General features: G+C 37.2%; 12 protein-coding genes. 8 read left to right on the plus strand and 4 right to left on the minus strand.

From position 1 onward, the window contains the following. The first annotated feature begins 348 nt into the window (after positions 1-348). From IPI65_14860 to IPI65_14870, 3 genes are all read left to right on the plus strand, one after another. Entirely contained in the window at positions 349-606 is a 258-nt protein-coding gene (locus tag IPI65_14860; protein ID MBK7442752.1) for a hypothetical protein, read from the plus strand. 395 nt (positions 607-1,001) lie between these two features. After that, the gene (locus tag IPI65_14865; protein ID MBK7442753.1) at positions 1,002-1,382 is read left to right on the plus strand and encodes a hypothetical protein; all 381 of its coding nucleotides are present in this window, start codon (positions 1,002-1,004) and stop codon (positions 1,380-1,382) included. Positions 1,383-1,679: 297 nt separating this feature from the next. Next, on the plus strand, positions 1,680-3,155 hold the full coding sequence (locus IPI65_14870) for a T9SS type A sorting domain-containing protein (protein MBK7442754.1): 1,476 nt from the start codon (positions 1,680-1,682) through the stop codon (positions 3,153-3,155). 214 nt (positions 3,156-3,369) lie between these two features. On the opposite strand, the gene IPI65_14875 is transcribed toward IPI65_14870, so the two are convergent. Next, the gene (locus IPI65_14875; GenBank protein MBK7442755.1) at positions 3,370-4,848 is read right to left on the minus strand and encodes a T9SS type A sorting domain-containing protein; all 1,479 of its coding nucleotides are present in this window, start codon (positions 4,846-4,848) and stop codon (positions 3,370-3,372) included. A gap of 1,110 nt (positions 4,849-5,958) precedes the next feature. Here IPI65_14875 and IPI65_14880 point away from each other — a divergent pair. Continuing rightward, positions 5,959-6,216, plus strand: coding sequence for a hypothetical protein (locus IPI65_14880; protein MBK7442756.1), 258 nt, complete (start codon positions 5,959-5,961; stop codon positions 6,214-6,216). A gap of 409 nt (positions 6,217-6,625) precedes the next feature. Continuing rightward, positions 6,626-7,018 carry a hypothetical protein gene (locus IPI65_14885; protein MBK7442757.1) on the plus strand — a complete coding sequence of 131 codons (393 nt, stop codon included), beginning with the start codon at positions 6,626-6,628 and terminating at the stop codon, positions 7,016-7,018. Positions 7,019-7,542: 524 nt separating this feature from the next. Here the strand turns inward: IPI65_14885 and IPI65_14890 are convergent. From IPI65_14890 to IPI65_14900, 3 genes are all read right to left on the minus strand, one after another. Next, a complete protein-coding gene (locus IPI65_14890; GenBank protein ID MBK7442758.1) occupies positions 7,543-7,911 on the minus strand; it encodes an ORF6N domain-containing protein in 369 nt (122 codons plus the stop codon). A gap of 331 nt (positions 7,912-8,242) precedes the next feature. After that, positions 8,243-8,488: a NifU family protein gene (locus IPI65_14895; protein ID MBK7442759.1), complete on the minus strand. Its 246-nt coding sequence runs from the start codon at positions 8,486-8,488 to the stop codon at positions 8,243-8,245. 30 nt (positions 8,489-8,518) lie between these two features. After that, positions 8,519-9,625: an Mrp/NBP35 family ATP-binding protein gene (locus IPI65_14900; GenBank protein MBK7442760.1), complete on the minus strand. Its 1,107-nt coding sequence runs from the start codon at positions 9,623-9,625 to the stop codon at positions 8,519-8,521. A gap of 138 nt (positions 9,626-9,763) precedes the next feature. Between IPI65_14900 and topA the strand changes: the two genes are divergently transcribed. Genes topA through IPI65_14915 form a run of 3 tightly spaced genes read left to right on the plus strand, consistent with a single transcriptional unit; the run spans position 9,764 to position 14,032 of the window. Then, entirely contained in the window at positions 9,764-12,121 is a 2,358-nt protein-coding gene (topA, locus tag IPI65_14905) for a type I DNA topoisomerase (GenBank protein MBK7442761.1), read from the plus strand. Positions 12,122-12,175: 54 nt separating this feature from the next. Next, the gene (locus IPI65_14910) at positions 12,176-13,051 is read left to right on the plus strand and encodes a transglutaminase family protein (GenBank protein ID MBK7442762.1); all 876 of its coding nucleotides are present in this window, start codon (positions 12,176-12,178) and stop codon (positions 13,049-13,051) included. 39 nt (positions 13,052-13,090) lie between these two features. Further along, a complete protein-coding gene (locus IPI65_14915; protein MBK7442763.1) occupies positions 13,091-14,032 on the plus strand; it encodes a hypothetical protein in 942 nt (313 codons plus the stop codon). Positions 14,033-14,633: the final 601 nt, after the last annotated feature.

The raw sequence follows: 14,633 nt of genomic DNA on the forward strand, positions 1-14,633 counted from the left end.
TCTGAATCCATATATTTGATTTGCCTTTCCTTTTTTTATTAAAAAATACTATATTGTAACTCGGTAGGGGAATTATAAGTATCAAAACTCATCAAAATGACTAAAATAAATTGTATTTCCCGATGCTTGAAATTATTCCTTGTTATTTTATCCTTAAAGGGGTATGGGGATAAGTCTTTTGGTCAAAATATAATTAGCAACAATTCCGATTCAGTAGAAAATTTCAATGTCATTTATACGTCACCGGAAAATGATTCGGGTGCAGTTGTCGTGTTCAATTCATTTTTGCTAATCCCTGGTTTCGCGAGCACAATATTTGCAAGCCCCTGGAACCCGGATGAAATTGAAATGAAATCGATATTCTCAGAAACATATGCATATTTTGACTCAAAAGTAAAAAGTCAATCTCCCTGGCAGCAATATGTAAGTGGTTTAGACAGTAATGGCAATAAAATTGTTTTCGTCCGATATATTAAATTTACCGATGAGACATCATACCTAAAGCAGTATTTCCTAAAAAAAATAATATTCGTTTATGATGACCTATTTATACATAACCTGTTTTATAATTTCACCACCAAACGTTTAATTTCATTTGATTCCTAAAAGCCCCAATATCAATAGGTTTGCCGATTTGTTGGGGTTAATAATTTTTACTATATTTGTAGACCATAACCTTTAAAACCAACCACCATGCAATCAACCCTAATTGCGCTGCTCAGCACCATGTTCGCGACCCTGATGTTGTATTTTTTCATTTATAAACAAGGGTTTCGTTTTAATGTATATTCCAATATTATCATTCTTGTACTGGTAAGTTTGTTTTTGGGATATCATATTTCAAATATGTCCGCTCAGGGCGCATGGTATCAATATTGTTTGATTGGAATATTTGTCTACGGAATTTATAATGTGTTGATGAGGGTTAAGCAACAGATTGAATGGAGAGGGTAGGAGATTGAGGGAGTATTGATTTTTTGTGTTGAATAATTTTATATTTGATGAATTATATATACAAAATAACACTGCCGGTTTTTTTAATTATTTTATTTTCTTGCGATACGGGTATTTATTCAAAATCAAAACCAATTGGTACAAATTATTATGTGGCTGAAGTTCCAAGTCATTCGGGTAAAACGTTAATATATCTCTTAGAAGGGGCTTCAGGTTATCAGGTTTTGGTGCATGACATAAAACGAATTTGGGCTAATAATGAATATATTTTTATTGAAGGGTTTGACTTTAAATCGCAGCAATTGATGTATTATATTTTAGGTATAGGGTATGTTTTATATCCTGAGCAAGTTTTAATTGTTACAAAAGAGGAATTTGAAACAAGAAAAAAAGAACAAACATTCACGTTTTTAGAAATCTATAAATAATTTTATCTTTCGTCCCTACAGGACTTGCTTGAGGGGTGTGGGTGGGTGTTGCTACCATTCTTTCGTCCTTACAGGACTGGTGGTTTACGCATTCTGTTTTTGATACAAACAGAACTCTTGATCCTGTAGCCTCTGGACATAAAACAATTATACCAAACTCAAATAAATGCGGCCTTTTTATTAAAAAACGTATTTATTTATATCACCCTATTGTGGTATATCAAACAAACTTCGGTGCATTAAATTTGTAAATTGTTTTTTTCAAATGAAATAAGAAAACAGTTAAAATTTGATAGAATGAATAAAATACTAACATTAATATTTGTGCTATTCGCTTTGACAAGGCCAATTGCTGCACAAAGTTTTATACAAATGGGGTTAGATATTGATGGGGAAGCTGCTGAGGATGAGGCCGGCACTTCGGTGTGTATGCCTGATGGTAATACGATTGCCATAGGCGCTTATTTAAATGATGGAAGTAGTTTAAATGCAGGGCATGTTCGAATTTATTCGTGGAACGGCAGCGAATGGTTGCAAAAGGGAGAAGACATTGAAGGAGAGGCGGATCAAGACCGTTTGGGTTGGTCGTTAGATATGCCGGACAACAACACGATTGCAATTGGTGCTTATTTAAATGACGGAAGTGAAATTAATGCAGGTCATGTAAGAATTTACAATTGGAATGGAAGTGCCTGGATACAAAAAGGTGCAGACATTGATGGAGAAGCAGCTGATGACCGCTCTGGTTGGTCAGTAAGCATGCCCGATGCAAATACAGTGGCAATTGGTGCTTATCAAAACGGTGGTAATGGAAATGATGCCGGACATGTTAGAATTTACGTTTGGAATGAGGTTGCATGGATACAAAAAGGTGGCGACATTGATGGTGAGGTGGCAGAAGACCTTTCCGGCCACGCTGTAAGTATGCCTGATGCCAACACAGTTGCAATTGGAGCGCATCGCAATGACGGAGGAACTTACCATGCCGGACATGTGCGCATTTATTTTTGGGACGGATTAAATTGGGTGCAAAAAGGTCCTGATATTGATGGCGAGGCTGCAGACGATTATTCCGGTTCAGCAGTAAATATGCCTGATGCAAATACAGTTGCCATAGGAGCATGGGGTAATGACGGAAATGCTTCAAACGCCGGCCATGTTCGCGTTTACACCTGGGATGGCGTTACATGGACACAAAAAGGGATAGATATTGATGGAGCAGCAGCAAATGACGAATTTGGTTATTCAATTAGTATGCCTGATAATAACACAATAGCAATAGGCGCTCATCGTGCAGATGGAAACGGTTTAGATGCCGGCCAAGCGCGCATCTATAAGTGGGATGGCAGCACATGGATGCTCCTAAGTAGTTTTGACGGTGAATTGGTTGGTGATGAGTCCGGCTGCTCAGTAAGCATGCCTAACGCAAATACAATTGCTATTGGTGCTCGTTATAATTCAAATTCAGGATATCATGCAGGCCATACGCGAATTTATTCATCAGCTGTTGAGGTAGGTATTTTAGAAACAAACTTTTCTAATAAAATTGTAGTTTATCCAAACCCAACTAAAGGTGAATTGAATATCGACTTAGGTGCAAGCCATAATAACCTTACTGTCACAATAACCAACATTTGGGGACAACAAATATTAATGTCAAAACATAATGATACCAATTACTTGAAACTCAACATTCCAGGACCCGCAGGTATGTATTTTATTGAAATTAGTTCTGGCGATTATAAAACAATTTTAAAAATTATTAAAGAGTAGATTTTTAAATTAGATATAGTTGGTCGATTCAAAAAAAATATTAAGCAGTTTTAAAATGGTTAAACATTGGGAGGATTATTTATTTTAGTCAATGTACCACTAAGTCTCGATGAGGCTCTAAATAACTCAAAGTTTATACTGAAAACCATTATATACAACAATTAGTAGCATACAAGATCATCGTTTTATTTCACCTTTTTTTACAATTTAATACTCATTTCTTCATCATTTTAAGCGATGTTTTAAATTCAGCACTTGTTAAAGTAATTAAATACATCCCGGAAGGCAAATCTTCTAGATGTATTGTTGTTTCAAATTTTCCCTCGGCGATATAAACATCTTCTTTTCTAAATACAGTCTGATTGGAAATATTTATTAATTCGATTAAAAATAGTCCGCTTTGTGTCAATTGTGTCGAAATTGTGACATATCCATTCGATGGAGTTGGATAGACTGAAATTTGATCGTTATCAATTGTTATATCAAAGGTTTGAACATCCATTGAATCACAACCTGGAACTAAACATCCTAAACTATCAAGCTTCAACAACCAAAAGTTTTGATTTTCTATTCCAATTTCACTAAAGCCTGATCCAAGTAAAACAATTTCACCTGCACTACCAATTTCCATATCTAATAAACGACTATCGTCATAAACATCTATGGATGAAATATAAATCCTTTCCCAATATGGTTCCCCATTCGTATTTATTTTACTAATTAAACCAAAATAAGTCCCAAGATAGTTTGAGGCAAAATAACCACCGACAATTAAGTCACCATTTGGCAATTCACGAATAAGTTCCGGGAATAAATCCTCATATTCTAATGTATCCAAATCAAAACTTGTGTTGTAGTGCCACTGAATGTTGCCATCAATATCGGTTCGATAAACAAATGATTGATAGGGTGGGACTGGGAAATTGGCTCCAACTCCATAGTATCCTCCTTGATTGGATAAAAATCCCATACTAGGACAATCCTCATCAAATAGGAGTTCTTGGATTATTTCGCCATCAATATCTATTGACCTAATCTTATATCCTTCTGGTGTGCAAAAGAGGTTTCTACTTACTAAGTATATGGTATCATTTTTAATATCAAAACTTGTTGAGGCAATTTCATTTGAATTTCCATAGGGTTTTTGCCAAATAAATTCACCATCGGCAGTTGTTTTAATTAGTATACTGCCATATATATCGTTATCATCTGTAGCTAAAATTATCAAATTTCCATCGCTTAACTCCATTACCTGAAGTCCTTTTAGGTCATCATCAAAATCAAATTCCTTTAAAAATATTGTATCTCCGGTGTTTGGATTAAATTTTACAAGAATGGCAGAATATGTTATTGCTGATAATTTACTGCCACAAAATACAATGTTTTCGTCCTGGGTTACTATGCCGGATTGTGGACCGCAAAAAAGATGTATGGAAGGCTCACCGATAAAATTTGTCCATAAGATATTTCCCTCTAAATCCGTTTTTGCAAATTTAAGTTTTTGGTCAAAATAATCGCCAATTTCAATTCCCCATCCTCCTCCAATCAATATATACCCATCATCTTGCTCTACTAATGACCAGCCAACTTCATCCCCATTAGCAAAATCAATAGTTTTATTAAAGGTTGTCTGACTAAGCAGACAACCTTTAATTGAAAAAAATGAAAATAAAAAGAATAAAATTAACTTCATTAATTTTGAATTATTTTTTCAACTTTAATTTAAAAATCACTTTTAAATAATTTTCGTATAAATAATTCCGAATGGAATCGTCTGCAATCCAAACTGAACCCTGAATTTTTGAATTGATTAAACAGTTTTATCTTGCTCATTTTTTATTGTTTACAATATCGTAACATGTCGATTCAGTAAACATAAGAAATCATTGCGAATAAAACAATTAGTTTGAATAAGTTCAGCCATTTTTTATGCTTTATTTGCAACAAAAAGGAGCCTGGTTGTTCAGTAGAAGGCATTTTTCGTTACCAATCTGTCGTCCTTACAGGACTTGCTTGAGGGGTGTGGGTGTGCGTTGCTACCATTCTTTCGTCCTTACAGGACTGGTTGTTTGGTGGAGGGCATTTTTAGTTACTATACTGTCGTCCCTACAGGACTTGGTTGTGGGGTGTGGGTGGGTGTTGTTACCATTCTTTCGTCCTTACACGACTGGTTTTTCTGTGGAAGGCATTTTTCGTTACCATTCTGTCGTCCCTACAGGACTTGAACGATGTGTGTGGGTGTTCTTTGCTACCATTCTTTCGTCCTTACAGGACTGGTTGTTTGGTGGAGGGCATTTTTCGTTACCATTCTGTCGTCCCTACGGGACTTGCTTCAGGGTGTTGTGCATTGTTACCAGTTGCTACTGGTCTTTTAGGAGATTCGCACATGGATTGAAAATTAAACTTAATAAAATCCTATTGAAATTCATATTGTTTTTTACGAACTAAATGTTCAATAGAAAAGCCTAAAATCATATTTTTGATGAAACTTTTAAAAAAAATACTCTCTGAGGAATCAGCAGGAAGTAATTAAGTATCAAAACTCATCAAAATGACTAAAATAAATTGTATTTCCCGATGCTTGAAATTATTCCTTGTTATTTTATCCTTAAACGGGTATGGGGATAAGTCTTTTGGTCAAAATATAATTAGCAACAATTCCGATTCAGTAGCAAATTTCAATGTCATTTATACGTCGCCGGAAAATGATTCGGGTGCAGTTGTTGTGTTCAATTCATTTTTGTTAATCCCCGGTTTTGCGAGCAAAATTTTTGCAAGCCCCTGGAATCCGGATAAAATTGAGATGAAATCGATATTCTCAGAAACATATGCATATTTTGACTCAACAGTAATAAGTTTATCTCCCTGGCAGCAATATGTATGTGGTTTAGACAGTAATGGCAATAAAATTGTTTTCGTCCGATATATTAAATTTACTGATGAGACATCATACCTAAAGCAGTATTTCCTAAAAAAAATAATATTTGTTTATGATGACCCATTTATACATACCCTGTATTATAATTTCACCACAAAACGTTTAATTTCATTTGATTCTTAAATGCCCCAATATCAATAGGGTTGCCGATTTGTTGTGGTTAATAATTTTTACTATATTTGTAGACTATAACTTTTTAAACCAACCACCATGCAATCAACCCTAATTACCCTTCTCATCACCATGTTCGCGACCTTGATGTTGTATTTTTTCATTTATAAACAAGGGTTTCGTTTTAATGTATATGCCAATATTATCATTCTTGTTCTGGTAAGTTTGTTTTTAGGGTATCATATTTCAAATATGTCCGCTCAGGGTGCATGGTATCAATATTGTTTGATTGGAATATTTGTCTACGGAATTTATAATGTGTTAATGAGGGTTAAGCAACAAATTGAATGGAGAGGGTAGGAGATTTGGGCAGTTATAGCTTCAAATAATTTTGTAGGCTGCCAAAACTATTTATTTTATTATGCTAAAGGGTATAAATATTGCACTGTATATTTTTGTTGTTTTTCTATCAATGATGCTTCTTGGACATAAATATCCTCATGTTTCTAAGGAGTATAATATTGATGAAATGTATTTCGTTTTATTTGCCAATACCAGGAGTGAGGCAGAGTTAAAAAGGACTTTTACGAAACAAATTGAAAAAAGAAATAATGTACTTCAAGATTATATGATTGTATATTGGATGCGGAAAAATGGTAATTGTTATTTCCGCGAACAGATTCAGGAGAATTATAAGTATTATTCCAATATTATGGAAGATTCCGTTTTATTGGACCAAACAGAAATAAAATTTATTTTGGAGACCGGCACACTAAATGATGAATTAAATGAACTTAACCAAGTTTGTAAATAATTACCAATTAAACAAATCCGGCCGCATTTTGCCAGTGGCTAACCTTGTTTGCTTAGGAATTATTATGCTAACATACGATTATTTTGAACCGGCATCGCAATTGTTTACGCCAAAACAATTTGACCGCATTATTTTTACTTGTTTCTCTTTAATGCTGCTAATTAATAGTTTGATTTATTTTAAAGAGCGCGAAATGTTTTGGAAATCGGGAAATTATTATTGTTATTTAGGATTAAATGTTTTGTTGTTAATTTATTTGATATGTTATCCGCGCTTTTTCCCGTTTTTACCTCTTTAATGATATGATGAATTAACTGGGCGCAAATGCATCCGTCCCTACGGGACTTGATTGAGGGGTGTGGGTGAGTGTTGTTACCATTCTTCGCCGGGGGCTTTTTGTTACCATTCTTTCGTCCCTACAGGACTTGATTGAGGCGTGTGGGTGGGTTTTGCTACCATTCTTTCTTCCTTACAGGACTGGTTTGGAGCGTAGGAGATAGACACATATACTTTGAAACGTTCATTTATTTCTTTATTTTTTCAGGAAGCTGAAATCCAATTTGTGTTCGGGGCTGTTTTTTTTGTTTCATTAATTCGTCAATATAACTGAAAACAACTTCAATGTTTTTATCCTGATTTTCAATTTTAAGTTTGATTCGTTCTAATTCCAATTTTAGTTCAGCATGTGATACAAAGAATTCACGTAGCTTCACAAACAATTCAATTATTTTGATACTAACCTTTATTGCTCTTTCACTTTTTAAAACATTGGCTAACATTAATATGCCATGCTCGGTAAATGCATATGGCAATGTTCCTCCTAATTGTTTTTTGGATGGTATCGCATTTTGCGATACCATAAGTTCAACCTCCTGTTCATTTAATTGGAACATAAAATGTTCTACTTTTTTAAAATACCTGATAGTTTATTTAAAGTTTTTAATTAATTCAAATAATAAATATTCAAATTAAACCCTCCTAAAAATAAAATGTGAATAATAACATTTACTGATATTCTAGCCCGGGGTGTAGCGGAAAACCCGCAGGCCGCCGGGGCGGACGAGGATTTGGAGCGGAACACCGGAACAAAATTCCAATCGCAAGCGCGATGTTGCTGCTCCAAAAATTAATAGAACAAAAATTGGAAACAAAATGTCAATCCTTACGATAAATTAATCCGTCAAAATCCGTCTAATCCGTTAAATCTGCGTTCCTTTTACAACTTCAAGCTACCGTTTCAATTCCCTTAATCTCCGGTATTGCTTTTTTGATACTTGCTTCGACACCGGCTTTCATGGTCATGAAACTCATTGGGCAGTTTTCGCAGGCGCCCAGCAGTTTTACTTTTACAACTAAATCGTCGGTAATTTCTACCACTTGAATATCACCGCCATCCTGTTTGAGATAAGGACGAATGGTGTCGAGCGAAATTTCAACCTGCTCCATGATAGATGTCATATTCGTTGTCATAACTAATGCAAAATTAATCAAATTAATCAATTACCCTCTTGTGATTTCCACCACCTTGGTGGCAGCTTTTTCATCGTTGCGTATCGAAATAAACCGCGCTGTATTATTAATCACCTCGTCGAAAGCTGCCTGTAAAATCGGATTACTATCGTCCAAAATTGCCGGCTTACCACTATCTCCGCCTTCGCGAATACTTTGAACCAGCGGCAATTGCCCTAACAATGGCACCATATATTCCTTCGCCAGCAAATCGCCACCGCCTTTTCCGAAAATGTAATATTTGTTCTCCGGTAACTCAGCAGGTGTGAAATACGCCATGTTTTCAACCACACCGATTATCGGCACATTTATATTCGGCAAGTTAAACATACTTGCCGCTTTTCGCGCATCGGCCAATGCTACTTCCTGAGGCGTGGTAACTATAATAGCTCCCGTAATTGGCACCGTTTGCACCAGCGTTAGATGCACATCGCCCGTTCCCGGAGGCAGGTCGATGATGAGGTAATCTAATTCGCCCCAAATACAATCTGTGACAAACTGACGTAAAGCGCTGCTCACCATTGGGCCTCTCCATACCACCGCCTGGGTTTCGTCGACCAGATAGCCAATAGAAAGCGATTTAAGGCCATAAGCCTCAAGCGGTATCATCATAGCCTTACCGTTTTGCTCTACAATTTTCGGTTTAGCGTCTTTAAGGCCCAACATGAGGGGTATACTCGGACCGTAAATATCGGCGTCCATAATGCCCACTTTGGCCCCCGTTTTAGACAAGCCAAGTGCCAGATTGACCGAAACGGTAGACTTTCCAACACCACCTTTTCCCGAGCAAACGGCAATAATATTTTTAACACCCGGCAGCAAAACCTCATTATTGCCCCGTACCGACGATACCCGGGCGCTCATATTGATATCCACAATCGCTTCTTTATCCACAAGATGTTTTACGGCATTCATGCAGGCGCGGTGAATTTCTTCCTTCATGGGACATGCAGGGGTGGTAAGTTCAACGGTAAAACTTACTTTTTTGCCCTCAATCTGAATGTTTTTAACCATTCCAAGGGTTACAATATCTTTGTGCAGGTCCGGATCATCTACATTCCGCAGCGCGTCTAAAATCCTTTTTTCGGTGATTTCCATATATATAATAAGGTGTAAAGTTACTGTCTGCAGAACAAAACTCGGTGGATATTGGTTTGAAAGATGTAGATAAAAAATTAGTCGGGACACTTGTATGTTCGGCAGAAAATTATCTTTGCACCTAAGTAAACCGTTGAGATGGCAAAAAATTTAATGATTGTGGAGTCGCCTGCGAAGGCAAAAACTATTGAAAAATTTCTTGGGAAAGATTTTGTGGTGAAGAGTTGTTATGGCCATATCCGCGACCTGGAGAAGGCAAATTTTGGTATCGATTTTGAAAAAAATTATGAGCCGAAATATGTGATTTCGCCCGATAAGGAAGCCCTGGTTAAGGAATTGAAGAAGCTCGCGAAAAGTGCTGAAGAAATTTGGTTAGCAACGGATGAGGACCGCGAAGGAGAAGCCATTTCCTGGCATTTATGTGAGGTTTTGGGCTTAAATGCTAAAAATGCGAAACGTATTGTTTTCCACGAAATCACTAAAAAAGCCATTCAGGATGCGGTGGCAAAACCACGTTTCATAAATATCGATTTAGTTGATGCGCAGCAGGCACGCAGAATTTTAGACCGCATAGTAGGTTTCGAATTGTCGCCACTGCTTTGGCGCAAAATCAATATGAAAACTTCCTTGTCTGCGGGACGCGTGCAAAGTGTTGCTGTGCGGGTTTTGGTGGAACGTGAACTGGAAATAAATGCTTTTAAATCGGCATCGTCGTATAAAATAACTGCCAATTTTATTGTAAAAGATGAAAATGGTAAAGAATACACGCTAAAAGCCGATTTACCTGAAAAATTGGAGCAGGAAGGTGATGCAGAAAAATTTGTAAACGATTGTAACGGAGCAAAATTTGCGGTTGCCAATATTGCGGTTAAACCGGCAAAAAGAACACCTTCAGCACCATTTACCACTTCTACATTACAACAGGAAGCCTCAACGAAACTCGGATTTTCGGTTGCCCGAACCATGATGATTGCCCAAAAATTATACGAAGAAGGGCATATCACTTATATGAGAACGGATTCGGTAAATTTAGGTGAACAGGCAATTGAAGCGGTGAAAGCTGAAATTGTAAAAAATTACGGGGATAAATATTCTAATCCGCGCAAATTCAAAACAAAATCGGCAGGCGCTCAGGAAGCCCACGAAGCCATTCGCCCAACGTACATGGAAAATCATGAAGTGGAAGCCGATTTCGATGAAAAACGTTTGTATAAACTCATCTGGAAACGCACCATGGCCTCCCAAATGGCCGATGCGGAACTGGAAAAAACAGTAGTAGATATCGACATTTCATCACGCAAAGAAAATCTGGTTGCAAAAGGTGAGATTATTAAATTCGACGGATTTTTAAAAGTATATACCGAAGCGCTTGAAGATGTTAAAGATGAAGATGCTACATTATTACCACCATTAAAAATTGGTCAGGATTTAGCATTAACTGAAATGACCGGCGCACAAAAATTTTCTAAACCGGGTGCACGATATACGGAAGCAAGTCTGGTAAAAAAATTGGAAGAATTAGGTATTGGCCGACCTTCTACTTATGCACCAACAATTTCTACCATTCAGAAAAGAGAATACGTAGAGAAAAAAGATAAAGAAGGTGTGGAACGTTCGTTTATTCAGTACACCTTAAAAGATGGTAAAGTGCAAAAACAAACACTTACCGAAACGTATGGTGCTGAACGCATGAAATTATTTCCTACCGACTTAGGTATGCTGGTTACCGATTTTTTAATTACCAATTTCCCGCAAATTCTAGATTATAATTTCACCGCAAATGTGGAAGAACAATTTGATGAAATTGCAGTTGGTAAAATCGACTGGCATAAAATGATCGATGATTTTTACAAGCCATTTCATGCCCACATGGAAGTAACCACCAAAACAGCTCAAAAGATAACAGGAGAGCGGTATTTGGGCTTACATCCAAACGGTGAACCACTGAAAGTGATGATGGGAAAATACGGTGCCATGGTGGTAATGGGAGAGACGCTGGATCCAAAAGAATTAAAGAATAATCCCGACGCCAAAAAACCAAAATTTGCCGGTTTACTCAAAACACAAAACATGGCAGAATTAACTTTGGAAGATGCCATTAAATTATTTGAGTTGCCAAAAACAATTGGCACTTATCGCGAAGATGATGTAGTGGTTGGCATTGGTCGATTTGGCCCATATGTGCGCAATATGAAAAAGTTTTATTCTATACCAAAAGGTACGGAAGCAGCAAGTATCACTTTAGAAGAAGCTATTGAATTAATTTTGGTGAAAGATGAAAAAGATGCGAATAAACTGATTCACGATTTTCCTGAACATGAAGTGCAGGTGTTGAACGGACAATACGGTGCATATATTAAAAAGGGAAAAGAAAATTATAAAATTCCAAAAGATAAAGTGGCTAAAGATTTAACGCTTGATGATGTTTTGGATATTATAAAAAATACAGACCCTTCAGTAAAAGGAAAAAAACGTTTCGCAAAGAAAAAAGCATAAGTGGTTTTTAATTGGTATGATTTAATTTTGAGTTGAAGCGGAAAAACGGACACAGTGAGTAATGAGAGTGAAATAGCGGCGTTGATTGCATTGTTAGACGACAATGATCAGGAAGTGTTTGACCACGTATCTGCAAGGTTAATTGCGCTGGGGCCAATGGTGATAGAGAAGCTGGAAGATGCTTATACTACCATTCCGAACCCTGTTATGCAGGAGCGCATCGAAGAATTAATTCATCACATACAATTTTTACGCGTAGAACAGGATTTACAAATTTGGGCTGCCAACGATAATAATGAATTATTAAAAGGATTATTAATTGTAACGCGTCACCAGTATCCTGAATTAGATGAAGATAAATTATTAAAAACTATTTCGCGTATTCAAAAAGATATCTGGATTGGCATAAATAATTATCTCTCGCCACTGGAACAAATGAATGTGGTAAATCAAACCTTGTTTTCACATTATCAGTTTCTCGGATTAAATAATGATGATGATGAGATGCGTTACATGTATCTCAATATTGTGGTGGATGCCTTTAAGGGCAACCATTTCAGCATTGGGTTATTGTATTTGAGTTTATGTCAGCAGTTGGATTTACCTGTATATGGTGTATGCCTAAGTTCACATTTTATTTTAGCCCGCACCCGCGAATTTATTTCCGATTTCGACGACCGTGAGGCAGCAAAAAATGAAGTGTTGTTTTATATTAATCCTTATAACAAAGGGTTAGCATTCAGCGAAAAAGAAATTAATATTTTTCTCAATAAAATTGGCGCTCAGCCAAACGATAAATATTTTGCACCGGCATCGAACAAACAGGTTTTGCTGGAATATGTGCAATATTTAATTCAACTGATTAAAAAACCTGCCGACCAGTATAAAGCTGATGATTTAAGAAGGCTGGAAGATATTTTAGCAGCATAATTTTATTTAGCACTTTCACTTTTATATCTAAATTTGTGCATGCGCATTTCCGGCTTCACATTTATTCGTAATGCCGACAAACTCAGTTATCCGATTCGGGAATCGCTGATGAGTTTATTGCCGCTTGTTGATGAACTGGTAATTGCAGTTGGCGACAACGACCCGGGTGATGGCACTTTAGATTTGATACATGCAATTAACTCCCCGAAAATTCGAATTATACATACCGTTTGGGACACTAAAACCTACCCTAAAGCCCAGGTTTACGCGCAACAAACTGACTTAGCACGCGCAAATTGCACCGGAGAATGGTTATTTTACCTTCAGGGCGACGAAGTGCTTCACGAAATGGATTATGCCACAATACGGTCACGATGCGCGGAATTGCTTGAAAACCACGAAATTGAGGGTTTATTGTTCAATTATTACCATTTCTGGGCCGATTATCGCCACCAAAACCGCTCCCACAGTGCTTACAGTCACGAAATTCGCATCATCAGAAACAGGCCTGACATACATTCATTTGGTGATGCCCAGGGTTTTCGTCGTATACCGGAGTTTACAGGAAACTACCGTCAGCAGGAGGGCGTTTACAAATTAAAAGTAGCGCGTGTAAATGCAGCAATATATCACTACGGCTGGGTTCGTCCCCCGGATTTTATGATGCAAAAACGCAAAATGAGTAATACGCTGCATCACGGTGCAGATACCACAACCGAAAATTTTACCGCAACAAAATTTGACTACGGTCCGGTTGGAAGAAAACCGTTATTTAAAGGCACCCATCCCGCCATCATGAACGAACGTATTGCACAATTTAATTGGGGCGATCAATTAAATTATTCCAAACATCAAAAAACAATAAATCGCCCCTTACAAAAACACGAAAAGCTCAAATATCGCATTTGGAGCTGGTTTGAAATTTATGTTTTTAGACGGCAGATTTTTACTGCGGCGAGGTATGGGGTGAAGAGGGTTTAGGTGCGAATTCAGCGATCGGCAACGGAAGTGAACACCTAGGTAAGGCGCATTGCACGCTTCGATGGATTGATTAGCTAATTAGCTGATGGGGGTTTATCGATGGGATGACATTCTTGCTCAAATTCGGATGTTCAATTGGTACATTTGCACATTGAATAGTTTCTCGCAAAGTCGCGAAGGTTAAGGTTTATATAATGTAATATTTCAAGCGCGCTAAGCTTTTAAACCAGGTTCACGCGGAACAAAGGAAAAGTCGGAGTCGTGAACCGCTGTTTAATTGGGCATTGGGCACATCGGCACATTTGCACATTGAATAGTTTCTCGCAAAGTCGCGAAGTTTAAGGTTTATATAATGTGTTATTTCAAGCGCGCTAAGCTTTTACACCAATTGCACGCTGAAAAAATCGGAGCGATGAGCGGCTGTTTATTTTGTAAATTGGATGGATGTTTTTTATCTACGGTGAATAAATATCATAAGGTAACACTAAATTCCTCTGTGCACTCAGTGGGCTGTTTTCTTTGTATTTCCTCTGTGGTTTCGGCTGTTCAATTGGTACATGGGTACATTGGTACATTTGCACATTGAATAGTTTCTCGCAAA

It is taken from the genome of Bacteroidota bacterium (genome assembly GCA_016706255.1).
GTDB lineage: Bacteria > Bacteroidota > Bacteroidia > Chitinophagales > BACL12 > UBA7236.

Bases quoted from the DNA above. Each gene is read 5' to 3' on its own strand.
- IPI65_14860 (MBK7442752.1), top strand. From the start codon at position 349: ATGAAATCGATATTCTCAGAAACATATGCATATTTTGACTCAAAAGTA.
- IPI65_14865 (MBK7442753.1), top strand. From the start codon at position 1,002: ATGAATTATATATACAAAATAACACTGCCGGTTTTTTTAATTATTTTA.
- IPI65_14870 (MBK7442754.1), top strand. From the start codon at position 1,680: ATGAATAAAATACTAACATTAATATTTGTGCTATTCGCTTTGACAAGG.
- IPI65_14875 (MBK7442755.1), bottom strand. From the start codon at position 4,848: ATGAAGTTAATTTTATTCTTTTTATTTTCATTTTTTTCAATTAAAGGT.
- IPI65_14880 (MBK7442756.1), top strand. From the start codon at position 5,959: ATGAAATCGATATTCTCAGAAACATATGCATATTTTGACTCAACAGTA.
- IPI65_14885 (MBK7442757.1), top strand. From the start codon at position 6,626: ATGCTAAAGGGTATAAATATTGCACTGTATATTTTTGTTGTTTTTCTA.
- IPI65_14890 (MBK7442758.1), bottom strand. From the start codon at position 7,911: ATGTTCCAATTAAATGAACAGGAGGTTGAACTTATGGTATCGCAAAAT.
- IPI65_14895 (MBK7442759.1), bottom strand. From the start codon at position 8,488: ATGACAACGAATATGACATCTATCATGGAGCAGGTTGAAATTTCGCTC.
- IPI65_14900 (MBK7442760.1), bottom strand. From the start codon at position 9,625: ATGGAAATCACCGAAAAAAGGATTTTAGACGCGCTGCGGAATGTAGAT.
- topA (MBK7442761.1), top strand. From the start codon at position 9,764: ATGGCAAAAAATTTAATGATTGTGGAGTCGCCTGCGAAGGCAAAAACT.
- IPI65_14915 (MBK7442763.1), top strand. From the start codon at position 13,091: ATGCGCATTTCCGGCTTCACATTTATTCGTAATGCCGACAAACTCAGT.